Genomic DNA, 24,484 nt, shown 5'->3' on the forward strand with positions numbered 1-24,484 from the left:
GTACCCCGGCGAAGGCCGGCTCCGTTTTCACGCCGCGCTTTTCCCGTGCGTCCCCCGTTGCTTCGGCTACAGTCCGCGCCAGACCAAGGGGATATTCATGATCGCTCGCACGGCCACGGCCATCGCACTCTGCCTCTACGCCACTGCCACGACCGCGCAGGTCACGCCGCCGGTCGACAAGCCGGTCGAGCAGACCCAGGCGCCGGAGAACGAGGCGACCCAGCCGCAGCCCGACGTCGGCTCGCCACTGCCCCCGACCGCGCCGCCCGCCACGCCACCCACGACGCCCTCTGCCCCCGCCGCCACGCCGACTGCCGCAGCCAAGCCGCCGAAATGGGACGTGTCGGCACCGCCGGGCATGCGCACGCGCGAGATCCGGATCGACACGGACGAGGGCAGCTGGATGAACGTCGACGTCTCGCCGGACGGGCGGATGCTGGCGTTCGACCTGCTCGGCGACATCTACACCATGCCCGTAGCCGGCGGCACGCCGACACGGATCGCGGAGGGGCTGCCCTACGAGCATCAGCCGCGCTTCTCTCCGGATGGCAGGCGGATCGCCTTCACCAGTGATCGGGGCGGCGGCGACAATATCTGGGTGATGAACGCCGACGGCAGCGACAAAAGGCAGGTGACCAAGGAGGATTTCCGCCTGCTCAACCAGCCGAGCTGGAGCCCGGACGGCCGCTTCATCGCCGCCAAGAAGCACTTCACCACCGGCCGCAGCCTGGGGACGGGCGAGGTGTGGCTGTATCACGTCACCGGCGGCGACGGCGTCCAGCTGGTCAAGCGCGCCAGCGAGCAGCTGCAGAAGGAGCTGGGCGAGCCGATCTACGCGCCGGACGGCAAGAGCATCTTCTATACCCGCAACGTCACGCCCGGCCCGATCTTCGAATATGCGCAGAACTCGCGCACCGACCTGTTCGATATCGAGCGGTACGACATGGAGTCCGGCGAGGTGGAGACGGCGGTCACCGGCGTCGGCGGATCGGTGCGGCCGACCCCCTCGCGCGACGGCAAGCGCATCGCCTTCGTCCGGCGCGAGGCGAACAAGACCAAGTTGTGGGTCAAGGATTTCGCCACCGGTGTCGAGCGGGTCGTCTATGACGATCTCGACCGCGACGTGCAGGAAACCTGGGCGATCACCGGCGTCTATCCCGACATGGCCTGGACCGGTGACGACAAGGCGATCGTGTTCTGGGCGGGCGGCAAGCTGCGCCGGGTCGGCGCGGACGGGTCGGGCGCGGCGGTGATCCCGTTCCGCGTCGCCGACACCCGCGTGGTGATCGACGCGACGCACCCGGCAGTCGAGGTCGCGCCGGCCACGGTGGTGACGAAGATGCCGCGCTGGGCAAGCGTGTCGCCCGACGGCCGGCAGGTGGTGTTCGAGACGCTGGGCAAATTGTGGGTCAAGCCGATGGCGGGCGGCACCGCACGGCGGCTGACCCGCGGGACCGACGAGATGGAATTGTGGCCGAGCTGGTCGCGCGACGGACGCCAGGTCGTCTTCATCGGCTGGACCGACGCCGGCCTGGGCCAGGTGAAGACGGTCGCGGCGGGCGGCGGTGCGGCCAAGGCGGTGACGACGGTGCCAGGCCATTACCGCCGCCCGCGCTTCTCGCCCGACGCCAGGACGATCGTGTTCGAGCAGGGCCAGGGCGGCGAGCTGACCGCCGCGCGCGGCAATCCCGGCAGCGGCGCGTACCGCGTAGCCGCATCGGGCGGCGCGCCGGTCAGGATCGCCAAGGATGCGGCGGCCCCGCAGTTCGGCGCGACGTCGGACCGCGTCTTCCTCATCACCACCGACAAGGACAAGCGCCAGCTGGTCAGCACCGACCTGAACGGCGAGGCGCAGCGGGTGCACGCGGCCGGCGAGCTGGTCAGCGATTACCAGCTGTCTCCGCGCGGCGACTATGTCGCGTTCCGCCAGAACTACGAGGCGTTCGTGATGCCGCTGCTGCCCGGAAAGCAGTCGGTCGAGGTCGACAAGAAGGGTGGCCCCCTGCCCGTCACGCGGGTCAGCGCGGAGGGCGCGGACTTCATCAACTGGTCCGACGACGGCAAGCGGTTGCACTGGAGCATGGGGCCGACGCTCTATTCCGCCGACACCGCGCAGCTGTTCGCGTCCGCGCCGGTCAAGGTCGCCGAGGGGCAGGAGGCGCCGACCTTCCCGACTCCGCGCAGCGGCGTGTCGCTGTCGATGACCGTGCCCGCGGCGAAGCCGACCGCCACCGTGGCGCTGACCGGCGCGCGGGTGGTGACGATGGCGAGCGCCGATGGCGGCATCGTCGACGACGCGACGATCCTGATCCGCGGCGACCGCATCGTCGCGGTCGGCCCGCGCGCGCAGGTCGCGATCCCGGCGGGGGCGATCCGGGTCGATGCGACGGGCAAGACGATCATCCCCGGCCTGGTCGACGCGCACGCGCACGGCAGCCAGGGCGAGGACGAGCTGGTGCCCGAGCAGAACTGGAACGCGATGTCCAACCTGGCCTTTGGCACCACCACGATCCACGATCCGTCCGCACGCTCGGCGGAGATCTTCCCGGCGGCAGAGATGCAGCGCGCCGGCATGCGCCTGCAACCGCGCACCTTCTCGACCGGCGAGATCATCTACGGCGCCAAGGCGGCGGACGTGTACGCCGAGATCAACAAGTACGAGGACGCGCTGTCCGACGTCCGCCGGCTGAAGGCGCAGGGCGCGCATTCGGTGAAGAACTACAACCAGCCGCGCCGCGAGCAGCGCCAGATGGTCGTCGCCGCCGCGCAGGCCGAGGGGATGGAGGTCGTGCCGGAGGGCGGCTCGCTCTACACCATGGACGTCACGCTGGTGCAGGACGGCAATTCGACCGTCGAGCATAATGTCCCGCTCGAGCATTTCTACGGCGACCTCGTCCAGTTCTGGACCCAGACCAAGACTAACTACACGCCGACTCTGGTCGTCACCTATGGCGGGCCGGCAGGCGATCCGTACTGGCGGGCGCATACCGACGTGTGGCGCCACCCGCTCCTCACCCGCCACGCCCCGCCCGCCGCACTGGCGGCGCAGAACGCCCGCCGCGAGATCGCGCCCGAGGGCGACTATGTCGACGGCGAGAGCGCGCGCGAGGCCAAGAAGCTGGTCGACAAGGGCGTGCAGGTGTCGATCGGCGCGCACGGCCAGCAGCCGGGGCTGGGCGCGCACTGGGAGATGTGGAGCTTCGTGCGCGGCGGCTGGTCGCCGGTCGAGGCACTGCGCGCGGGCACGATCATGCCGGCGACCTCGCTCGGCTATGCCAGGGACGTGGGCTCGCTGGAGGTCGGCAAGCTCGCCGACCTGGTCGTGCTCGACGCCGATCCGACTACCGACATCCGCAATACCGAGAAGGTGCATCAGGTGATGCTGGGCGGGCGGCTGTACGACGCGGCGACGCTGAACGAGGTCGCGACCGGCAGCTTCAAGCGCAAGCCCTATTGGTGGGAGGGTGCGAATGGCGGGCGCAGCACCGGCGCGACGCTGACCACCGGCCACGGGCATGGCGACTGGGCACGCGATTGAGCCAGCCCCGAGCCGGCGGACATTGCCCGCGCCTGTTCGTCGCCCTAGTCTCTTCCGATCAGGAGAGAATAGCATGACGACGGCCAAGCGCGGGCAGCCCGCGCATGTCGCGCTGGCGGAGCAGTTGGGCGTGGCGATCGTCACCGGGCAGCGGGCACCCGGATCCACCCTGCCCGGCGAGATCGAACTGGCAGAGACGTTCGGCGTGTCGCGCAGCGTGATCCGGGAATCGTTGCGCATGCTGTCCGCCAAGGGGCTGGTCGAGAGCCGACCCAAGGCGGGCACGAAGATCCGCGACCGGCAGGCGTGGAACATGCTCGATCCGCAGCTGCTGAAATGGATGTTCGAGGGCGCACCGCCGCTCGACTTCGTCCACAGCCTGTTCCAGTTGCGTCTGATCGTCGAGCCGGCCGCCGCCGAACTCGCCGCCGCCGGCCGCACCGCGCGGCAATTGTCGCGCATGGGCCACGCGCTGGAGGAGATGGGCAAGCACGGCCTGACCAGCGAACTGGGCCGCGCCGCCGACCAGCGTTTCCACGCGCTGATCCTGGAGGCGACGGGCAACGAGCTGCTCGTCAGCCTGTCGGCGAGCATCTCGGCGGCGGTACGCTGGACCACCTTCTTCAAGTATCGCAGCACCCGCAAGCCGCGCGACCCGATGCCACAACATCAGGCGCTGTTCGAGGCGATCGCCAACAGCAACGCGAACGCCGCCCGCGACGCCACCGCCGCGCTGGTCCGCCAGGCGCAGATCGATACAGAGGCAGTGCTGGCGGCCGAGGCGCATCGTGCCGGCGCACGCCCGGTCGAGGACGCGGCGGCCACAAGATAATCCTAAATCCAACGCGCGTTGACCACCGATTAATCGGCATATAAGTCAGACTTAATAATCGGCCGGATCGATCGGCCGAGCGCGTCTGGAGAGTGTGGATGGACCGTCGTCGTGCCCGTTGCATGATGTTCGCGCTGTTGCTGGGCGCGGCGGCATCGCCACTCGCCGCGCAGGACAGCCGCTTCGTGCCGACGCCCGCGGGCAAGCCTGCGCTGCAGGTCGACGGCAAACCGTTCCTGGTGCTCGGCATTCAGCTGAACAACTCCAGCGGCTTTCCCACCGAATTACGCCGCCTGGCCCCCGCAATCGCGCGCAGCCACGCCAATGTCGTGATGGCGCCGATCGGTTGGGAGACGATCGAACCCGAGGAGGGGCGGTTCGACTGGGCGGTGGTCGATGGGCTGATCGCGGAGGCGCGCGCGCAGAAGGTGCGGCTGGCGCTGCTGTGGTTCGGCACCTGGAAGAACGCGAACATGAGCTACACCCCCGCCTGGGTGAAGCGCGACACCGCGCGCTTCCCACGGGTGATGACGGCCGAGGGCAAGCCGATCGAGGTGCTGAGCCCGATCGCAGCCGCCAGCCGCGATGCCGACGCCCGCGCCTTCGCCGCGCTGATGGCGCACCTGAAGGCGATTGACGGGCGCCAGCGCACGGTGGTGATGGTGCAGGTGCAGAATGAGGCGGGCACGCTGGGTGCCGACCGCGATCATTCTCCCGCCGCGGAGGCGCTGTTCCGGGCGGCGGTGCCGGCCGACATGCCGGGTGCGAAGCCGGGCAGCTGGACCGCCAGTTATGGCGCCGACGCCCCCGAGGCGTTCATGGCGTACCACACCGCACGCTATATCGGTGCGGTCGCGGCGGCGGGGAAGCGGGCATACGACCTGCCGCTCTACGCCAATGTCTGGCCGCGCGAGCAGCCGGGGCTGCTGCGCCCCGGCGACAGCTCGCCCTCGGGCGGGGCGGTGTCGTGGCTGTTGCCGCAGTGGCGGGCGCTGGCGCCGGCGATCGACGTGATCGGGGTCGACAATTACGATACCAACGTCGCGCCCTATACCGCGATCGCCGAGGCGTATGACGTGCCCGGCAACCCGCTGTTCGTGCCGGAAACCGGGGGCAGCATGGCGCATGCCCGCCACGCGTTCTGGACGATCGCCCGCCCGCACGCGCTGGGCATCGCCAAGTTCGGGATCGGCGAGGATTTCGGAATGCGCGACGGGAAGGAGGCCGAGGAGCCGATTGCGCTCGATTACCGCCTGCTGGCCGGTGCCGCACCCGTCCTGATCCCCCTGCGCGACGCCGGCAAGGTGCGTGCGGCGGTGGAGGAGGACGGCATGGCGAACGTGCCGATGGCGTTCGACGGCGTCGATCTGGTCGCCCGCTTCGGCGACGTGCGCGACGGCTATGGCGGCCCGCGCGGCCAAGGCAATCGCGACCTGTCGGGGCGGGTGATCGTGGCGCAGGCGGCGCCGGACCGGTTCCTGCTGACCGGCGCATCGGCCAATCTGAAGTTCGCGACCAAGCTGGGCCAGCCCGGATCGGTGCAGCTGGTCACGGTCGAGCAGGGCCATTTCGAGGACGGGCGCTGGGTGCGCGAGCGGCTGCTGAACGGGGACGAGACCGCGTTCGGGCTGATCCTGCCGGGCGAGGGCCGCTCGCTGATGGTGACTGTGCAGGTGAACAAGTGAAGGCGCTGCTCACCCTGGCCCTCGCCGCCTCCCCGGTCGCAGCGCAGGAACCTGCGGTCGAGGTGACGCTGCGTCCCGCGATCGACCGCCCCTCGACGGCGTTCGAGGGCTGGGGCACCGCGCTCGCCTGGTTCGCCGACGTGACCGGCGGCTGGCCGGCGGCAGAACGCGAGCGGCTGGCCGACCTGTTCTATGGCCGGCGCGGACTGGGCTGGACGATCGCACGCTACAATATCGGCGGCGGCAACGCGGCGGGCACCCCGCCCTATCTGCGGGTCGGCGGCGCGGTGCCGGGGTTCTGGCGGCAGCCGCCGGGCACCACCGGGCGCGACTGGTGGCGTGCCGACGATGCAGGCATGTGGGACTGGTCGCAGGACGCCAACCAGCGCTGGTGGCTGGATGCGGTGCGCGACCGCGTGTCGCGCCCGATCTTCGAGGCGTTCTCCAACTCGCCGCCCTGGTTCATGACCGTGTCGGGCCGGGTATCGGGCGCGGAGAAGGCGACCGACGACAACCTCCGCCCCGGCTTCGAGGCACCGTTCGCGGCCTATCTGGCGCGCAGCGTCGAGGAGTTGCAGCGGCGCCACCGCATCACCTTCCGCACCCTGTCGCCGGTGAACGAGCCGAACACCGATTACTGGTACGCTGCGAACAAGCAGGAGGGCGCGCACTGGTCGCCGGCGCGGCAGGCGGCGATGATCGACGCGACCGACGCGGCGCTGAAGGCGCGTGGGCTGAAGACGGTGATCGCGGCGCCGGATGAAACCAACTCTCAGATCTTCGCCCTCGACTGGGCCGGGTATCCGGCGGCGACACGGGCGCGGATCGGGCAGCTGAACGTTCACAGCTACGGCACGCTGCACCAGACCGGCGTGCGCGACATCGCGCGCGCCGCGGGCATCCGGCTGTGGATGAGCGAGAACGACACGCCGCTCGACAAGGACCCGGAGGATTTCGCGGCCATGCCCTCCGCCCTCGCCTTTGCCGAGCATGTCGTGGCCGACCTGAAGCGGCTGGAGCCCGCCGCCTGGGTGTTCTGGCAGGCGGTCGAGGACCTGAGCGCGCGCGACGGTAGCAAGGGATCGAACTGGGGGCTGGTCAAGGCGGACCTGCGCAGCCCGGCGGCGGGGCCGCATGCGATCCACGTCACCGCCAAATACTGGGCGATGGCGCAGTTCAGCCGCTACATCCGTCCTGGTTACCGGCTGGTGCCGGTCGACGACATGGACACCGCCGGCGCGCTGTCGGCGGACGGGCGGACGCTGGCACTGGTCCATGTCAATGGCGGCATCACCCCGCGCCGGCTGGTGCTGCCGGCCGGGTGGCGCGCGCAGCTGGTGGTCACCGACGCCGCGCACCAGGCCGCCTGCGTGCCCGGCACCACCGTGCCGTCGCGATCGATCGCGACGATCGTGCTGACCCGCGGACCTGCGAAGGAGAGCCCATGTTCCGTCGACTGATCGCGCTCGCCGCAGCGCTGCTCGCGCCCGTCGCCGTCGCCGCGAAGCCGGCGCCGCCGACGCCGCCCGCGCCGCTGCTGATGCCCGACATGCCGCTCCACGATCCGTGGATCGTCACCGACCGGGCGACCGGCACTTATCACCTGTTCACCCGCAACGAGCGGGCGATGACCAAGGACGCGCGGCTGGGCATCATGGCCTATACCAGCCGCGACCTGAAGCATTGGACGCGGCCGCGCATCGTCTTCGCGCTGCCGCCGGGCACCTGGGCGAATGACGGTGCCTGGGCGCCGGAGGTGCATCGCTGGCGCGGGCGCTGGTACCTGTTCGCGACCTTCTACAACGACGCGGCGAAGCTGTCCCCGGTCAGCGGGCGGCAGGCGGTACGGCGCGGCACGATCCTGGCGGTAGCGGACACGCTGGGCGGGCCGTTCGAGGTGGTGCGAAATGCCGCGCCGGTGGTCGATCCGGGCACGATGACGCTCGACGGGACGCTCCATGTCGATCCCGCCGGCAAGCCGTGGATGGTCTATGCGCATGAGTGGGTGCAGATCGGCGACGGCACGATCGAGGCCGTGCCGCTGACCGATACGCTCGCCGCCGCCGGCCCGCCGCGCCTGCTGTTCAGGGCGTCCGACGCGGACTGGGCCAAGCACGAGGATCTGACCGATCCCAAGGCGGGCAACGTCACCGACGGGCCGGAGCTGTTCCGGACCCGGACCGGTACGCTGCTGATGCTCTGGTCGAGCTATGACAAGGACGGGTACGTCCAGGCGCAGGCGCGATCGCGGAGCGGCCGGATCGAGGGGCCGTGGGAGCAGCTGCCACCGTTGGTGCGCGCCGACAGCGGGCACGGCATGCTGTTCCGCCGGCTCGATGGCGCGCTGATGATGGTGCTGCACCGCCCGTTCAACAATGCGCGCGGCAAGCTCTATGCAATGCGCGACCTGGGCGACCGGGTCGAGGTGGTGCGCGAGGCGACCGAACTGGACGGCGAGACGCGGCCTACGCACTGACCGTCCGTGCTAGCGCCTGCCCCGCCCGGATCGCCTGCCCCTCGATCAGCGCCGGGTTCAGCGTCGCAGCCGGCGGCAGGAAGACGATGATCGTCGAGCCGTGCTCGAACCAGCCCATCTCGGCGCCGCGTGCCAAGGCGACGTCGCAGCGCCGCTTCGCCGGCCCCTGTTCGCGCAGCAGCGCGGGGGTATCGAGAAAGGTGAGCCGGATGCTCGCCACCAGGATCGCGGCAACCGGCACCAGCATCAGCGGGGTGCCGTCCGCCAGATGCGCGGCGATCACCGCGCGCTCGTTGCGGCAGAACAGCCGCTCGACCCGCTTCAGCGCGATCGGGTTCACGTTCCAGCAGTCGCCCGACAGATAGGTGACACTGTCGACGATCAGGTCGGCGGGCGCGTGGAAGCGGTGGTACATGCCCGCGGTCAGCCGCAGCGTGACGAACGATCCGTCGACGAAGGGCGCCGCCAGGGCCGGATCCGGGACCAGCTCGTCCAGCCGGTACGGAAACCCCTTCACCTGATAGAGCGCGCCGTCCTCCACCCGGCCATGCGCGCCGACGATCGCGTCGCACGGGGCGGCGATCACATCGGGACCGGCGGCGAAGGATCGCGCTCCGGGCACCAGCGCGCGGGTGAAGCCGTCGCGCAGGCTGCGGAACCGGGTGGTTGCCGCGTCCGACAGGTCGACGCCTGCGAAGAACCGCCACAATGCCACCGCCGGGCGCGCGACCAGCGGATGTTCGACCGCGGCGATGTGGCCGACCAGCCGCGTCGCGAAACGCCGCGGCAGGCGGTTGGTCAGGAGGAAGTTCAGGTCCTCCTGCATCAGCACGCGCATCAGTGCCTTGGCGACTGTCATGACGGCGTCACCCGCGCGCGGTGAGAAGCGGCATGAACCCGATACTGACTGGCGCGCTCGGCGCCTCTGCCGCCTTGCTGGTCGCCGCCAAAGGCCATCAGCGGCTGACCCTGTCGCGCGCCAAGCACCCGTCGCTCGGCGGGCATGTCCGCATGGCGAAACGGGTGGCGGGGCAGATCCCGGCGCTGGCGCATGCCGCGGACCGTTTCTTTCAGGTCGACGGCGCCGACGACACAGTCGCGGCGCGGCGCGCGGCGGGCTTCGCGCGGCTGGAGGCGCTGTATGCAGGGCGCTTCGCAAAGACGCTGGCGATGACGCGCGAGGCGCGCACGCTGCTGTCCGACCTGCAATTCACCGGCGCCTACCGCGTCCCCTTCCCCTTCGCAGGCCGGGTGCGGCAGACGCTGGGCACCGGGGCGTTCCTCCAGCGGTCGGAGGGGCCGGTGGTGATCGATCTCGACGGCAACCAGCTGATCGACCTGACCGGATCCTACGGCGTCAACCTGTTCGGGTACGAGGCGTACAAGGCGATGATCGCCGAGGGCGCGGCGGCGGTCGGCGAGCTGGGGCCGGTGCTGGGCAGCTATCACCCGCTCGTCCTGGGCAACGCGCGGCGGCTCTGCGCGCTGTCGGGGATGGACGAGGTCAGCTTCCACATGTCGGGCACCGAGGCGGTGATGCAGGCGGTCCGGCTGGCCCGCTATCACACGCGGCGCAAGCGGATCGTGCGTTTCGCCGGCGCGTACCACGGCTGGTGGGGCGAGGTGCAGCCCGGCATCGGCAACCCCGTGCCCGCCGACCGCACGCTGACGCTGGCCGACCAGTCGGAGCGGACGTTGAAGGTGCTGGCCAGCCGCAAGGACATCGCCTGCGTGCTGGTCAACCCGCTCCAGGCGCTGCATCCCAATGGCGGCGCGCCGTCGGACAGCCAGCTGGTCGACAGCAGCCGCCGCGCGGGTACCGACCTGGCCGCCTATCGCGACTGGCTGCACCGGCTGGCGGATACGTGCCGCAAGGCCGGCATCGTCCTGATCATGGACGAGGTGTTCGTCGGCTTCCGCCTCGCGCCCGGCGGGGCGGCGGAGTATTTCGGGGTGCGGCCGGACCTCGTCACCTATGGGAAGACATTGGGCGGCGGGCTGCCGGTCGGGGTGCTGGCGGGACGCGCGGAGCTGATGAAGCGGTGGCGCGACGACCGGCCGCTGGACATCTGCTTCGCGCGCGGCACCTTCAACGCGCACCCCTATGTCATGGGCGCGATGGACGCGTTCCTGCGTCGGCTGGAGACGCGAGAAACGCGCGCGCTGTACGACGGGCTCGACGCGCGCTGGGATGCACGCGCCGCGCAGTTGAACACCGCGCTGGACGCGGCTGGCGTGCCGGTTCGCGTCGCGCATCTCCAGACGATCTGGACGATCCTCTACACCCGGCCCGCGGCCTATAACTGGATGCTGCAATATTATCTCCGCGCGGAGGGGCTGGCGCTCAGCTGGGTGGGGACCGGGCGGCTGATCTTCAGTTTGGACATCGATGACATGCTGTTCGCCGAGATCGTCCGCCGCTTCGCCGCCGCAGCCAGCGCGATGAAGGCGGACGGCTGGTGGGACACGCCGGCCGGGCTGACCGACAAGGCGCTGCGCCGCGCGATGCTGCGCGGCGCGATACGGATGCGGCTGGGACGGTAAGCGTCAGGCGGTGGCGTGGTCGTCCATCCGCTCGCCCTTCAGCAACCGGCGCGGCGCGCCCTTGTAGAGGCGAAAGTCGCTGAACGGGTCGGTCATGATCTTGGTCGCCCAGACCAGCCCGGTCTCCACGTCGCGGATGAAGAACAGCTGGATCGACCGGAACGCGATCGCGCCCAGACCCAGGACCAGCCAGCCGATGCCGACATGGCGCAGATACGCCTCCCACCCGTCCGGCCGGACCAGCGTGCCGAATAATGTCGGCTCAATCAGCAGCACGACCGGCACCGACGCCCACAGGCTCATCAGCACCCATTTGCGGAACAGGTTATAGCCGATCTTGATGTCTTCCTTGTGCGCGTGGGTCGCGTCGTTGACATGGTCGTAGCCTTTGGGCTCGAAGAAGAAATGCCCCGCCTGCCGGCTGGTCATCGCCACGCCCCATGCCAGCAGGCTGGCGACCGCCGGGTCGATCCACACGATCAGATAGGCGGTGATGAAGGTGCAGGCGCTGACGAAGTGCAGGCTCTGGTTGACCAGGCTGTGGTGATAGAAACGGTGATCGTCCCACCGTTGTTCGGCGAGCTGGGCGCGAAAGGCGGTCATCGGGCGGTTACCTCTGCACTGATCTTTGCATAACGGACGAGTGAGAAATGGCCGAGCGGCGGCAGCGGGCGGTGCTCGACCAGCCGCACGTCGCCGCGGGTCGCCGCCCAATCGGTGTAGCGGCTCCACGGGAATTCGACGCGGAAGCCCAGCCGGCTGGTCACCGGCATCAGCGCCCGCTCGATCGCGCCGCGCAGGCCCTGCCCCGCACCGACGCGGGTGGTGATGATGATCTCGCCGCCCGGCCGACAGACGCGGACGAACTCGTCGAGCGCCCGTTCCGGGTGCGGGCAGGCGGTGACGACATATTGCGCGACGACCACGTCGAAACTGTCGGTGGCGAATTGCAGGTTTTCCGCGTCGCCGACCGCGATCAGCTCGACATGGTCCAGCCGCTGTTCGCGGACGCGGGCGCGCGCCTTGTCGAGCATCGCGTCGGACAGGTCGACCGCGACGATGCGGTTGCCGGGCGCATATTGGGGCAGCGAGATGCCGGTGCCGACCCCGACCTCGATGATCCGCCCGCCGATCCGCTCCGCCGCGGTGATCGCCGCCGATCGCCCGCGTTTGAACACCGGGCCGAACACCAGGTCGTAGACCGGCGCCCATCGGTCATAGGCACGGGTCACCCCGGCCGTACTCATCTGCGTTGCCATCGCGCTCCGCTCCGCCACGTTTCGGATATCGCCCGTATTCGCAGCGGCTGATTGCAGTTTCGGGTCGCCACGATGACGGGGTGACACACTATTGCCACCGATCCGTCACGTACATTTTGCCGTACTGACTTGATCGTCGTTTAATGGGCACCGGCAGTCGAGGAAGCGCATCCCGCTCTGATGGGGAGAAGAGTTCATGGCTTCGCTGCCGATACTGCCGACCGCGCGGCTGCGCGGGTCCGATCCGGTCCACCGTCTTGCCCGGCAGTTGCCGGCATGGCTGCAGCACGATGGCGACGACGGCACCGCACCGGTGGAGCGGACCCGTTACCGCACCATCTTCATCTCGGACTCGCACCTGGGCACGGCGGGCGCCAACGCGCAGCTGCTGCTCGATTTCCTGAAGCGGCACGAGTGCGAGACGCTGTACCTGGTCGGCGACATTGTCGACGGGTGGCAGCTGCGCAAGGGCTGGTACTGGCCGCAGGCGCACAACGATGTCGTCCGCGCCGTGCTGAAGATGGCCAAGCACGGCACCCGCGTGATCTATGTCCCCGGCAACCATGACGAGCATTTCCGGGACTATGTCGGGCTGGATTTTGGCGGGATCGAGCTGATCGACAGCGACGTCCACGTCACCGCCGACGGACGGCGGCTGCTGGTGATCCATGGCGACCAGTTCGACAATGTCGTCCTCTACCACCGCTGGCTCGCCTTTCTGGGCGATGGTGCCTACACGCTGCTGCTCAGGAGCAATCGCTGGGTGAACCGCTGCCGGCGGCTGTTCGGCCTGCCCTATTGGTCGCTCGCCGCGCACATGAAGAAGCGGGTGAAGAACGCCGTCCAGTTCATCTCGCGCTTCGAGGAGGTCGTCGCCCACGCCGCCGCCGAGCGCGGCGTCGACGGGGTCGTTTGCGGCCACATCCATTCCGCCGAGATCCGCCAGTTCGGCGACGTCACCTATTACAATGACGGCGACTGGGTGGAGAGCTGCACCGCGCTGGTCGAGGAAGCGTGCGGCGCGATGCGGATCATCGATTGGGCAGAGACGGTGCGCGCCGAACAGATGCAGGAGCGCGCCCGCCCCCGGCTGGTGGTGACAGAGCCCCTGTCGGCGAGTGAGCCGGCGTGAGGATCGCGCTGGTCAGCGATGCGTGGAGCCCGCAGGTCAACGGCGTCGTCCGCACGCTGACCACCACCGTCGCCGAGCTGCGCCGGCAGGAGCATGCGGTCGAGACGATCACGCCCGACGGTTTCACCACCGTCCCCTGCCCCAGCTATCCCGAGATCCGGCTGGCGATCGCGGCCGGGCGCGGCGTGCGACGGCGGCTGGAGGCGTTCGCGCCCGACGCGGTGCACATCGCGACCGAGGGGCCGCTCGGCTGGGCGGCGCGGCGCTGGTGCACGGGCGCGGGTCTGCCCTTCACCACCTCGTTCCACACCCGCTTTCCTGATTACCTGGCGGTGCGAACCGGGCTGCCGGCCGACCTGTTCTGGGCGTCGCTGCGGCGGTTTCACGGGCGGGCGGCGCGGGTGTTCGTCGCGACGCCGATGCTGGCGGCAGAGCTGCGCGCGCGCGGGTTGCCGCACACGCATCTTTGGGGTCGCGGCGTCGACCTGGCGCTGTTCCGGCCAGAGGGCGAGCGGTTGCCCGAACTGGCCGGAGTGGCGGGGCCGATCCTCCTCCATGTCGGCCGGATCGCACCGGAGAAGAATATCGAGGCGTTCCTGACCACCAACGTTTCCGGCACCAAGGTGATCGTCGGCGACGGACCCGCGCTGGCGACGCTGCGCCGGCGCTACCCCGACGCGCTGTTCCTCGGCGCGCTGCATGGTGAGCGACTGGCGGCTGCGTATCGCAGCGCGGACGCGTTCGTCTTCCCCAGCCGCACCGACACGTTCGGACTGGTGATGGCCGAGGCGATCGCCAGCGGCACGGCCGTCGCCGCCTATCCGGTGGCGGGGCCCCTCGACGTCGTGGAGGCGGACAGCGGCGTGCTGGACGCGGATCTGGCCGTGGCCATCGCGGGCGCGCTGCGGCTCGATCGCGCCAGGGTGGCGGAGGCGGGTCGGCAGTTCGACTGGGCGCGCTGCACCGGCCAGTTCCTCGACGGGCTGACGCCGTTCAGCGCACTGGCGCAGGCGGCCTGAGCGAAGGGTCAGAGCGGGTGGGGCACACCGAGCGTCACCCGCATGACCCTGGTCTACTTCGCTCGCTGGACGGTTGGTTGCCAGGATCCATGTCTTGCCACCTTCGTCATGCCGGGCTTGTCCCGGCATCCACCGTGCCGCAGGAGCATCCGATTGGGTGTTAGCGGAGCCGTGGATGCCGGGACGAGCCCGGCATGACGAATCGCGTTATTCCTTCTGCCCGAACCATCCCTCCAGCTTCGTCGCCTCGTCCGGGGTGATCGCCATCACCGCGCCGTGCTTGGGCCGCTCGAAATTGGTGGCCTTCATCCGCGATCCCGCCTCGTTGAAGCGGCCGATGTTGCGGAAGGTCTTGAAGTCGCTCGTCTCGGCGAAGCCCATATTGTTGGGCGTGATCCCGAACACGTCGTACATCAGCACCCAGGTCTTCGTGCCGTGGCGGTGCCACAGGTTCGGTGCTTCGGCCGCCTTCGTTTCCGGATCGACCTTGGCCGGCTGGGGAACGTAGCCGCTCGTCAGCGTGGTCGACACGGCTTGGCGGATATTGCCCGGCTTCTCGTGCGCGACGTAGAACATGCGGTACTTGCCGCCGACGCGGGTGATGTCGGCGTCGAGTACGTTCACCTTGGGATCGGGATGATGGAGCAGCTGGCGCGGCGTCGCGGTCAGGCGGCGGAACGCCGGGTCGGCATGGGAATAGACCATGAAGTTCGGACCCGCGCCGTGGCGGGTGGTGAAATAGACCATCGGCGCCTTCTTCGCCGCATCCCAGATCACCTCTGGCGCCCAGGCGCAGCCGGCATCGGCAAAGGCGGGGAACTCGGCCGAGATCGCGACTTTGGCATGGGTCCAGTGGACCAAGTCCCAGGACTTCATGAAGATCATGTTGCGGTTGTTGCCCCAGCTATACTGGTCGCCCGGCCGCTCCCACTCGGTGGCGCGCAGCCCCTCGCGCTGGGCGAAGATGTGGAGGTCGGTCATCGCCATGTAGAAGGCGCCGTCGGGCCCGCGCATGATGTATGGATCGCGAATGCCCTTCTGGTCGGCGAGGTCGCGGCCCAGTGCGATCGGCTGGCCACCATTCACGTCGGTGAAGCTGTACCCGTCGCGCGAGGTCGCGAAATAGAGCGAGTGGGTCTCGTCCTTGAAATAGACCAGCAGATAGGCGCTCCGCTTCGCCTCTGCCGGAACGCGCGCGTCGCGGGGGCGAACGGCGTCGGCGACGATGGCGATCCGGCGGGCGGCGGCCGGCGCCTGCACCATGTCCGCCACGGCTGGGGCGCCGCCGGCAGCCGCCAATGCCAGTAACGCCAACGCCTTGATAGCCTTCATCATTCCGCTCCCGATCGTTATCGGGAGAGGGTTAGCGGCCACCGATCTATTTGTCAGTCAAAACCCGCCATGCGCAGGACGGTGAGCAGCAGCAGGTACAGCCCGCCTGACAGCAGCATCGCCACCGGCAGCGTCATCACCCAGGCGAGCGCCATGTTGCGCACCGTGCGCGCCTGCAATCCGGCGCCGTTGGCGACGGAGGCGCCGGCGACGCCCGAGGACAGGATGTGCGTGGTCGACACCGGCATGCCGAACCGCACCGCCAGCAGGATCGTGCCCGCCGCGACCAGCTCGGCCGAGGCGCCCATGCCATAGGTCAGGTGGGTCTTGCCGATCCGCTCGCCGACGGTCACGACGATGCGCCGCCAGCCGACCATGGTGCCGAGGCCGAGCGCCAGCGCGACGGTCAGCTTGACCCAGCCGGGGATATAGCGGGTGCCATCCTCCAGCCGGCCGGCATAGGCGTCGACCGCGTCGATCTCGGTCGCGGTCAGCCGCGCCCGCACCGCCTCGTCCTCCTTGGCCAGCCGGGCGGCGTCGAGCACCAGGTACATGTCGTTGCGCAGGTTCGGCGTCTCGGCGGCGGGCACCGCGCGCAGCGAACCATAATCGTCGATCCGCGCCGCGACATTGCCGGTCAGTGCCGCGAGCGCGGCGAAGTCGCGCGGCCGCTCGACCCGGCGGACGCGGATCGCGTCGGTCAGGGCGGTGCGCGCCTCCGCAGGCGTCACCCTGACCGATCCGGCCTGCCGCGCAAAGGCGCTGCCCGCCGCCTGCGCCGATGCGACGAAGGCGGGGGTCGCGGCATCGGGCACGGTGCGATTGAGCGCGTAGGCGGTGGGCGCGCAGCCGATCAGGATCAGCATGATGAGACCCATGCCCTTCTGCCCGTCGTTGCTGCCATGCGCGAAGCTGACCGCGGTGCAGGTGAAGACCAAGAGCGCGCGGATGCCGCGCGGCGGCGGCTGGTTGCCGCGCGGCTCGCGGTAGAGCGCGGGGTCGGGGGCCAGCCGCTTCATGACGAGCAGCAGCACGAATGCGGCGGCGAAGCCGACCAGCGGGCTGAACAGCAGCGCGGCCAGCACCTTTTCCGCCTGCGTCCAGTCGACGCCGGCGGTCCCGCCGCGGCCCGACAGCAGCTGGTTGGCGACACCGACGCCTAGGATCGATCCGATCAGCGCGTGGCTCGACGAATTGGGCAGACCGACCCACCAGGTCGCCAGATTCCACGTCACCGCCGCCAGCAACAGCGCGAAGATCATCGCATAGCCGCCGGCGCTGCCGACGTGCAGGACCAGGTCGACGGGCAGCAGCGTGACGATCGCATAGGCGACCGTCCCCGACGACAGCAGCACGCCCAGGAAGTTGAACGCCCCCGACCACACCACCGCCAGCGGCGCCGGCATCGAGTGGGTATAGATCACCGTCGCCACCGCGTTGGCGGTATCGTGGAAGCCGTTGACGAACTCGAACCCCAGCGCGATCAGCAGTGCGAGGCCCAGGAACAGGAAGACGCCGGTCGCCAGCTGCTCGCCGACCTGCGCGGTGTCGGCAACGATGCTGATCCCGGCATAGGCGAGGCCGCCGACGATCAGCGCCGCGAACAGCCAGCGGCCGGCCGGATGCGTCGGCGCGTCGAGCGCCGGTCCTTTCGAAAGGGGTGCATCAGCGATCACCGCGGTACTGGACATCGTTCCTCCGGCCCGACCCCGACCGCCATCGGTCGCAAGTCGGTCAGCTCGCGGATATGTCGGATTTATGATGACTCGATGACAGTGGATAGGTGGCGAGGCAGTCGGCGAGCCGCTCGGCGGTGCCGGGCGGGACATGCAGTCCCAATTTGCTACGCCGCCACAGCACATCCTCCGCGGTCCGCGCCCACTCTTTCGCGACGAGATAGTCCAGTTCGGCGGTGTGCAGCCCGCCGCCGAGGTCCGGCCCCAGATCGCCGTCGAGGATCGCCGAAACCCGCGTGCCATAGGCGCGGCACAGGCGGCGGAGCAGCGGGCGTGGCACGTCCGGATGCTCCGCCTCCACGCCGCGCAGGAAGGCGTCGAAATCCGCCATGTCGCCGCCCGGCAGCGCCGCGCCCGCGGTCCATGCCGGCGCCATCGGCACGAGCGGCGCCAGCTCCGCCAGCGCATGTTCGGCGAGCCGGCGATAGGTGGTGATCTTGCCGCCATAGATGCTCAGCAGCGGCGCGCGGCCCACGCCGGCATCCAGGTCGAGCACATAGTCGCGCGTCACCGCCGACGCGCTCTTCGCCTTGTCGTCGTGGAGCGGGCGGATGCCGGCATAGCTCCAGACGATGTCGGCCGCGGTTAGGTCGCGGGTGAAATAGCGGGCGATGGTGGCGAGCAGATACTCGGTCTCGCCCGCGTCGATCGCGGCCGGGCCGGGCGCGGCGGTCCAGGGCTGGTCGGTGGTGCCGACCAGCGTGAACGCGCCCTCATAGGGGATGGCGAACACGATGCGCCGGTCCGGGTTCTGGAGCATGAAGGCGTGATCGCCCGGATAGAGGCGCGGCACGACGATGTGGCTGCCCTTCACCAGCCTTATGCCATGATCGTGCGCCGCGCCGCCGCTGCGCCCCAGCACGTCCGCGACCCAGGGGCCGGCGGCGTTGACCAGCGCGCGGGCGGCGACGGCATGGGTGCCGGCCGCATCCTCGATCGTGACGGTCCAGCCCTCGCCTTCGCGCCGCGCGGCGATCAATCGCGTGCGGGTGCGGATCGTGGCGCCCCGCTCCGCCGCGTCGAGCGCGTTCAGCACGACGAGCCGGCTGTCCTCGACCCAGCAGTCCGAATAGACGAACGCCCTGCCCGCGCGATCCGCCAGCCCCTCGCCCAGACCGGCCGACAGCGGCACCGTCTCGGTACCCGGCAGCCGCCTGCGCCCGCCGAGATGATCGTAGAGGAACAGCCCCAGCCGCACCATCCAGGCCGGGCGCGGCGAGCGGGTCTGCGGCAGGACGAAGCGCAGCGGCCAGATGATGTGCGGTGCCATCGCCCACAGCCGCTCGCGCTCGGCCAGCGCCTCGTGGACCAGCCGGAACTCGCCATATTCCAGATAGCGCAGCCCGCCATGGATCAGCTTGGTCGACGCCGAGGAGGTGTGGCCGGCCAGATCGTCCTGCTCGACCAGCAGCACCGACAGCCACCGCCCGGCCGCGTCGCGCGCGATCCCGGCGCCGTTGATGCCGCCGCCGACGATCAGCAGGTCGTACCGGTCCATGCTGTGCGCTGCTCCTGTCATTGACGCCGACGCAAAAACGCATGAGCCTCACGATCGGAACAGCGAGGGAGCGTCATGGCGGCCAAGCATATCCTGGTCGTCGACCAGGGCACCACCTCGACGCGCAGCATCGTCTTCGACGGGCACGCGCACCGCGTGGCCATGGCCCAGACCGAATTCGCCCAGCATTATCCCCGCCCCGGCTGGGTCGAGCACGACCCGGAGGATATCTGGCGCGACACGCTGGCCACCGCGCGCGAGGCGCTGGCGAAGAGCGGCGTCGCGGCGCGCGACATCGCCGCGATCGGCATTACCAACCAGCGCGAGACGGCGGTGGTGTGGGACCGCGCCACCGGCGATCCGATCCACCGCGCGATCGTGTGGCAGGACCGGCGCGGTGCAGGGCGCTGCGCCGAACTGCGCAGCGACGGCGCGGAGGAGCTGGTGCGGGCGCGAACCGGGCTGCTCCTCGATCCCTATTTCTCCGCCACCAAGATCGCCTGGATATTGGACGAGGTCGCTGGCGCCCGCGCGCGGGCGGAGCGGGGCGAGCTGGCGTTCGGCACGATCGACAGCTTCCTGCTGTGGCGGCTGACCGGTGGCGCGGTCCACGCGACCGATGTGACCAATGCGTCGCGTACCTTGCTCTACGACATCCACCGACAGTGCTGGGACGCGGAGCTGTGCCGGCTGCTGCGCGTGCCGATGGCGATGCTGCCACAGGTGCACGACAATGCCCATGTCTATGGCACGACGCTGCCCGACCTGCTCGGCGCGGCGATCCCGGTGGCGGGGATCGCGGGCGACCAGCAGGCGGCGCTGTTCGGGCAGGCGTGCTTCGCGGCGGGCAGCGCGAAGTCGACCTATGGCACCGGCTGTTTCCTGCTGCTCAACACCGGCGAGACGCCGATCGCCTCGGCCAACCGGCTGCTGACCACGCCCGCCTACCGGCAGGATGGGCGGATGACCTATGCGCTGGAGGGTTCGATCTTCATCGCCGGCGCGGCGGTGAAGTGGCTGCGCGACGGCATCGGCGTCATCACCCATGCCAGCCAGACCGACGATCTGGCGACCCGCGTGCCCGACAATCACGGCGTCTATATGGTGCCGGCGTTCGTCGGACTGGGCGCGCCGCACTGGGACGCGGAGGCGCGCGGCGCGATCTATGGCCTGACGCTGGGCGCCGGCGCCGCGCATCTGGCGCGCGCGGCGCTGGAGGCGGTGGCGTTCCAGACGATGGACCTGGCGGATGCGATGGCGGCCGATGGCGGCGGCCGGCCGGCGACCTTGCGCGTCGACGGCGGAATGGCGGCGAACGACTGGCTGTGCGGTTTCCTGGCGGACATGGTCGACACGCCTGTCGAGCGGCCGGCGGAACTGGAGACGACGGCGCGCGGCGCGGCATTCCATGCCGGGTTGGCGACGGGGGTGTGGCCCAGCCTGGACCATCTCGCCGGGCTGTGGTCGCGCGAGCGGTGCTTCGAGCCGACGATGCCGGGCGACGACCGGGCGCGGCTGGCGGAGGGATGGCACGACGCGGTGCGGCGAACGTTGAGTTCTCCGGGCGGAGGCTGATCGGGTTCGCGCTAAGGCGCTAAGGCGCGAAGATGGTGCGTCCCGCCGCGCCAGCGGCTCGCAATCTGCGATCGTGAAGGGTCAGGTGCGCTGCCGCGCACGAGACATCGTCGCGCCTTAGCGCCTTAGCGCGAACAATTTAAACCGGCACGGACGGCAGCAGCAGCCGGAACATGGTCCCCGCGCCCGGCTCCAGCGTCAGCGTGCCGCCATGCGCGTGCGCGATCTGGCGCGCGAGGCTGAGGCCGACGCCGGTCCCCTCTGGCTTGGTGGTGTGGAACGGGCGAAAGATGCGCGCGGCATCGTCGGCGTCGATGCCGGCACCGTCATCGGCGACGTCGATCGCCAGCCCGCCATCGGTCATGCGGACCGCCAGAGCAACTCGCGTCGCGCCGTCCGCCTCGGCCGCATTCTGGAGCAGCGCCCAGAGCGCCTGGGTCAACTGGTCGCGGTCGATCGGCCAGGGCGGCACGTCCGCCACCTCGACCGCCAACGCGATATGGGGAAAACGCCCCGCGAACAGGCGGGCAAGGTCGTCGGCCAGCACGGCGACCGGCACTGGGCGAAGCGCCGGCTCTGGCAAACGAGCGAGCGCGCGATACGCCTCGGTGAAGCGCTGCAATCCCTCGGCCCGCCGGGCGAGCGTGCCGAGCACCTCGCGCAGCAGCGCCGGGTCGGGATCGGGGCGCTCGACCGCCGCCAGCCCGCTTTCCGCCAGCGAGACGATCGGGGCGAGGCCGTTCAGCAGCTCATGGCCGAGGACGTGGATCAGCTCGGCGGTGGCGCGTGCCTCGGCGGCGCGCTCCTCGCGCGCGATGTCGATCAGCGCGACGACCATGCGCCCGGCGCCGGGCAGCATGACCCGGTCGAGCCGCCAGTTGCTGCCCTCATACGCGAAGTGGGTCGCCGCCGGATCGGCGAGCGCTGGTGGCAGCGGCAGTACGCGGTCGTCGGTGGCGAACAGCCGCCGCGCGGCGCGGTTCAGCGCGCGCGCCGCCCCGGCTTCGATCCCCAGCATCGGCGTCGGCGCGGCGTCGAGCAGCACGCGCTGCGCAGTCAGTTCCCCCGCCGCCACCGTCGCGGCGGTCATCCGGACGGGCGGCCGGGGCCAGACCGCCGCCCACCAGTTCAGCACACCCAGCCACAGGGCGACCAGCAACGCACCGGTCAGCAGCCCCCACAGTCCATAACGCCACGCCGCACCGCCGGCGAAACCGCAGGCGACCAGGCACAGGCCGACGAGGATCGAACCGCGGCTAGAGTTCATAGCGCGCCATCCGTCGATAGAGCGCACCGCGACTGAGTCCCAGCGCGGCGGCGGCGTGGGTGACGTTATGGCGATGCTCGCGCAACGCGGCCTCGATCATCGTCCGCTCCGCGCCGGTCAGGTCGAAATCGATCTCCGCCGCTACGGGCAGCGGCGCGGCGACCGGCAGCGCGAGTGCGGCGGCGTCGATCACCGCCTGGTCGGCGAGCAGCACCGCCCGCTCGATCGCCAGCGCCAGTCCGCGCACCTCGTCGGCCCAGCGCGTCGCGCGCACCGCGGCCTCGGCAGCGGGCGTCAGCCGCACCGCCGCCCGGCCGAAACGCGCCGCGGCGGTGCGGGCGAAATGGCGGGCGAGCAGCACCGCATCGTCGTCACGCGCGGCGAGCGGCGGCACCGCGACTTCGACCGTCGCCAGCCGCCGCCGCAGCGCCGGCGACAACGGCGCGCAATCGTCGGCGATGGCGATGCAGCGCAGCGCGGCCGGCAGCCGGTCGAGCAGCCGCGCCTGCGCCACCGCATCCAGCCGGTCGGGATGGCGCAGGATCGCGGTGCCGCGCGCGCCGGCCAGCGGCGCCCAGGCGGCATCGTCGCGCAGGTCGACGCGCAGCGGCGGCTCGCCGGCCCCTTGCGAGGCGGCGTGGATCGCCGACGCGGTCAGCCCCCGGCCGCTGCCGGGCGGACCGGTGACGGTGACGCCGGCCGGGGTCGGGCCGACCCGGCGGACCAGATCGCGCAGCCGCTGCATCGCCGCGCTTTCGCCCAGCAGCCGGGCCGGCTCCTCACTCGCATCGCCGGCCGGCGCGGCGCCGCCGCGCGCCATCGCTGCCTCGACCTTGGCGATCAGCTCGGCATTGCGCCACGGCTTCATCAGGAAATCGCGCGCGCCTGCCTGCATCGCCGCGACCGCGATGCGGATGCCGCTATGCGCGGTGATGACGACCACGCAGGCGCCAGGATCGTCGGCGACGATCCGCGCCAGGCAGGCCAGCCCCTCCTCGCCATCGGCACGCCCAGCGGTGAAGTTCATGTCGAGCAGGATCGCGTCGTAGCGGCGCGCGGCGAGGCACGAATACGCCTCCTCCGCCCCGCCCGCGGTGTCGAGCCCGTGTCCCGCCAGTCGAAAGGCGATGCCCATCGCCTGCGCCACCGCCGGATTGTCGTCCACGAGGAGGATTGACGCCGTGTTCGGCTGTCCATTCGTGGACGGTGCGTCCGGCGATGGACGGTCACCGCGTGGCGCTGTTGGCTCAAGCTGTTCAATCATAACGCTTTCGTCTTTCCGGTCGGGATCCGCGACACTGGCGCCATGATGACCGAACAGCCCGAACACGCAACCGCACAGCCTGGCGCCGCGATGGACCGCCGGGTGGAGCGCCCACGCGCGCCCTGGTGGCGACGGCGCGCGACGCTCGTCGCGGTGATCCTCGCGCTCGCCGCGATACTGGTGTGGCGGATGCTCCCGGCAAGCGGATCGACCGACATCGCCGCCGCCGACATCGAGACGGGCGAGGTGACCCGTGCCCCCTTCGCCGATTACCTGCCGGTGCGTGCCACCGTCGCGCCGCGGGTGACGACGCTGGTCGGCGTGCTATCGGGCGGGCAGGTCGAGACGCTGATCGTGCAGGACGGCGCGATGGTCGCGGCGGGGCAGCCGCTGGCGACGCTCGCCAATCCGACGCTCAAGCTCGACGTGCTGACCCGCGAGGCGCAGATCGCCAGCCAGCTGGGCAGCGTCGCGGGCGAGAATCTGGGCATCGAGCGCAACCGGCTCGATCGGGCGGCGCAGATCGCGCAGGCCAATTACGACCTCATCAAGGCGCGCCGGGATCTCGGCATCCGCCAGCAGCTCCACGACAAGGGCTTCCTGTCGGATGCCGGGGTCAAGAGCTATGCCGAGGAGGCCGCCTATCAGGAAAAGCGCCTCGCCCAGTTGCAGACCGGCGGCGCGGCGGAGGCGCGGATCACCGCGACACAAGGGGCACGGCTGGACGACACGCGCGGGCGGCTCGAGCGCAACCTGGCCGCGGTGCGCGCCGGGCTCGACGCGCTCACCATCCGCGCGCCGATGGCGGGGCGGCTGACCAACTTCACCATCCAGCCGGGCCAGACGCTGAAGCCCGGCGACCCCGCCGGCCAGGTTGACAGCGAAGGGTCGTGGAAGCTGACCGCCGATGTCGACGAATATTACCTCGGCCGTGTCCGCGTCGGGCAGAAGGCGAGCGCGGACGGCGCGGTGCTGACCGTGTCCAAGGTGCTGCCGGCGGTAAAGGACGGCCGCTTTCGCGTCGAGCTGACCTTCGACGCCGCGCCAGCCGGGCTGAACCGGGGCCAGGCGCTCGACATCCGCATCACGCTCGGCAGCACCGCGCCCGCACTGGTCGCGCCGGTCGGCGGCTGGCTGGAGGCGGGCGGCGGCACATCGGCCTTCGTCCTCGACGCCGATGGCAGCCATGCCCGCCGCCGCGCGGTGAAGACCGGCCGGCGCAATCCCGAACAGGTCGAGATCCAGTCCGGCCTGACCGCCGGCGAGCGCATCGTCACCAGCAACACCGCGTCCGTGAAGGGCGACATCCTCAACATCCGATAGGGCC

General features: G+C 70.4%; 18 protein-coding genes. 10 read left to right on the top strand and 8 right to left on the bottom strand.

Going from position 1 to position 24,484, the window contains the following annotated elements:
• Nucleotides 1-97 precede the first annotated feature (97 nt).
• From Q5H91_RS14460 to Q5H91_RS14480, 5 genes are all read left to right on the top strand, one after another.
• Complete coding sequence (locus Q5H91_RS14460; protein WP_305174150.1) at nucleotides 98-3,538, top strand: amidohydrolase family protein; 3,441 nt, start codon at nucleotides 98-100, stop codon at nucleotides 3,536-3,538.
• Nucleotides 3,539-3,611: 73 nt separating this feature from the next.
• Nucleotides 3,612-4,370 (top strand): FadR/GntR family transcriptional regulator, encoded by a 759-nt coding sequence (locus tag Q5H91_RS14465; protein WP_305174152.1) that lies wholly within the window; start codon nucleotides 3,612-3,614, stop codon nucleotides 4,368-4,370.
• Nucleotides 4,371-4,468: 98 nt separating this feature from the next.
• Nucleotides 4,469-6,055, top strand: a complete 1,587-nt coding sequence (locus Q5H91_RS14470; protein ID WP_305174154.1) for a DUF5597 domain-containing protein — start codon at nucleotides 4,469-4,471, stop codon at nucleotides 6,053-6,055.
• The gene (locus Q5H91_RS14475) at nucleotides 6,052-7,515 is read left to right on the top strand and encodes a glycoside hydrolase (protein WP_305174155.1); all 1,464 of its coding nucleotides are present in this window, start codon (nucleotides 6,052-6,054) and stop codon (nucleotides 7,513-7,515) included. The genes Q5H91_RS14470 and Q5H91_RS14475 overlap by 4 nt, the downstream gene beginning before the upstream one ends.
• Complete coding sequence (locus tag Q5H91_RS14480) at nucleotides 7,500-8,531, top strand: glycoside hydrolase family 43 protein (protein WP_305174156.1); 1,032 nt, start codon at nucleotides 7,500-7,502, stop codon at nucleotides 8,529-8,531. Before Q5H91_RS14475 ends, Q5H91_RS14480 begins: the two co-directional genes overlap by 16 nt.
• On the opposite strand, the gene asd is transcribed toward Q5H91_RS14480, so the two are convergent.
• Nucleotides 8,521-9,390: an archaetidylserine decarboxylase gene (asd, locus tag Q5H91_RS14485; protein WP_305174157.1), complete on the bottom strand. Its 870-nt coding sequence runs from the start codon at nucleotides 9,388-9,390 to the stop codon at nucleotides 8,521-8,523. The two genes, Q5H91_RS14480 and asd, sit on opposite strands and share 11 nt — an antisense overlap.
• 32 nt (nucleotides 9,391-9,422) lie before the next feature.
• Between asd and Q5H91_RS14490 the strand changes: the two genes are divergently transcribed.
• The gene (locus tag Q5H91_RS14490; protein ID WP_305174158.1) at nucleotides 9,423-11,075 is read left to right on the top strand and encodes an aminotransferase class III-fold pyridoxal phosphate-dependent enzyme; all 1,653 of its coding nucleotides are present in this window, start codon (nucleotides 9,423-9,425) and stop codon (nucleotides 11,073-11,075) included.
• 3 nt (nucleotides 11,076-11,078) lie between these two features.
• Here the strand turns inward: Q5H91_RS14490 and Q5H91_RS14495 are convergent, their stop codons facing one another.
• Both Q5H91_RS14495 and Q5H91_RS14500 read right to left on the bottom strand, forming a co-directional pair.
• Nucleotides 11,079-11,678 carry a hypothetical protein gene (locus Q5H91_RS14495; protein ID WP_305174159.1) on the bottom strand — a complete coding sequence of 200 codons (600 nt, stop codon included), beginning with the start codon at nucleotides 11,676-11,678 and terminating at the stop codon, nucleotides 11,079-11,081.
• The gene (locus Q5H91_RS14500; protein WP_305174160.1) at nucleotides 11,675-12,334 is read right to left on the bottom strand and encodes a class I SAM-dependent methyltransferase; all 660 of its coding nucleotides are present in this window, start codon (nucleotides 12,332-12,334) and stop codon (nucleotides 11,675-11,677) included. The genes Q5H91_RS14495 and Q5H91_RS14500 overlap by 4 nt, the downstream gene beginning before the upstream one ends.
• A 196-nt stretch (nucleotides 12,335-12,530) precedes the next feature.
• On the opposite strand from Q5H91_RS14500, the gene Q5H91_RS14505 reads away from it, so the two are divergent.
• Nucleotides 12,531-13,466: a UDP-2,3-diacylglucosamine diphosphatase gene (locus Q5H91_RS14505; protein ID WP_305174161.1), complete on the top strand. Its 936-nt coding sequence runs from the start codon at nucleotides 12,531-12,533 to the stop codon at nucleotides 13,464-13,466.
• The gene (locus Q5H91_RS14510) at nucleotides 13,463-14,485 is read left to right on the top strand and encodes a glycosyltransferase family 4 protein (RefSeq protein ID WP_305174163.1); all 1,023 of its coding nucleotides are present in this window, start codon (nucleotides 13,463-13,465) and stop codon (nucleotides 14,483-14,485) included. Before Q5H91_RS14505 ends, Q5H91_RS14510 begins: the two co-directional genes overlap by 4 nt.
• Before the next feature lie 207 nt (nucleotides 14,486-14,692).
• Here Q5H91_RS14510 and Q5H91_RS14515 read toward each other — a convergent pair whose 3' ends face one another.
• Genes Q5H91_RS14515 through Q5H91_RS14525 form a run of 3 tightly spaced genes read right to left on the bottom strand, consistent with a single transcriptional unit; the run spans nucleotide 14,693 to nucleotide 19,051 of the window.
• Nucleotides 14,693-15,820 carry a glycoside hydrolase family 43 protein gene (locus Q5H91_RS14515; RefSeq protein ID WP_305174164.1) on the bottom strand — a complete coding sequence of 376 codons (1,128 nt, stop codon included), beginning with the start codon at nucleotides 15,818-15,820 and terminating at the stop codon, nucleotides 14,693-14,695.
• A gap of 50 nt (nucleotides 15,821-15,870) precedes the next feature.
• Nucleotides 15,871-17,508, bottom strand: a complete 1,638-nt coding sequence (locus Q5H91_RS14520; protein WP_305174165.1) for an inorganic phosphate transporter — start codon at nucleotides 17,506-17,508, stop codon at nucleotides 15,871-15,873.
• A gap of 43 nt (nucleotides 17,509-17,551) precedes the next feature.
• Entirely contained in the window at nucleotides 17,552-19,051 is a 1,500-nt protein-coding gene (locus tag Q5H91_RS14525) for a glycerol-3-phosphate dehydrogenase (protein WP_305174166.1), read from the bottom strand.
• A 75-nt stretch (nucleotides 19,052-19,126) separates the two neighbouring features.
• On the opposite strand from Q5H91_RS14525, the gene glpK reads away from it, so the two are divergent.
• Nucleotides 19,127-20,626, top strand: coding sequence for a glycerol kinase GlpK (gene glpK / locus Q5H91_RS14530; RefSeq protein WP_305174167.1), 1,500 nt, complete (start codon nucleotides 19,127-19,129; stop codon nucleotides 20,624-20,626).
• 139 nt (nucleotides 20,627-20,765) lie between these two features.
• Here the strand turns inward: glpK and Q5H91_RS14535 are convergent, their stop codons facing one another.
• Both Q5H91_RS14535 and Q5H91_RS14540 read right to left on the bottom strand, forming a co-directional pair.
• On the bottom strand, nucleotides 20,766-21,893 hold the full coding sequence (locus tag Q5H91_RS14535; protein ID WP_305174168.1) for a sensor histidine kinase: 1,128 nt from the start codon (nucleotides 21,891-21,893) through the stop codon (nucleotides 20,766-20,768).
• Complete coding sequence (locus Q5H91_RS14540) at nucleotides 21,883-23,058, bottom strand: sigma-54-dependent transcriptional regulator (RefSeq protein WP_305174169.1); 1,176 nt, start codon at nucleotides 23,056-23,058, stop codon at nucleotides 21,883-21,885. The genes Q5H91_RS14535 and Q5H91_RS14540 overlap by 11 nt, the downstream gene beginning before the upstream one ends.
• 141 nt (nucleotides 23,059-23,199) lie before the next feature.
• Between Q5H91_RS14540 and Q5H91_RS14545 the strand changes: the two genes are divergently transcribed.
• On the top strand, nucleotides 23,200-24,480 hold the full coding sequence (locus tag Q5H91_RS14545; protein WP_305174170.1) for an efflux RND transporter periplasmic adaptor subunit: 1,281 nt from the start codon (nucleotides 23,200-23,202) through the stop codon (nucleotides 24,478-24,480).
• The last annotated feature ends 4 nt before the right edge of the window (nucleotides 24,481-24,484 follow it).

The organism is Sphingomonas aurea (assembly GCF_030678875.1).
Lineage (GTDB): Bacteria > Pseudomonadota > Alphaproteobacteria > Sphingomonadales > Sphingomonadaceae > Sphingomonas > Sphingomonas aurea.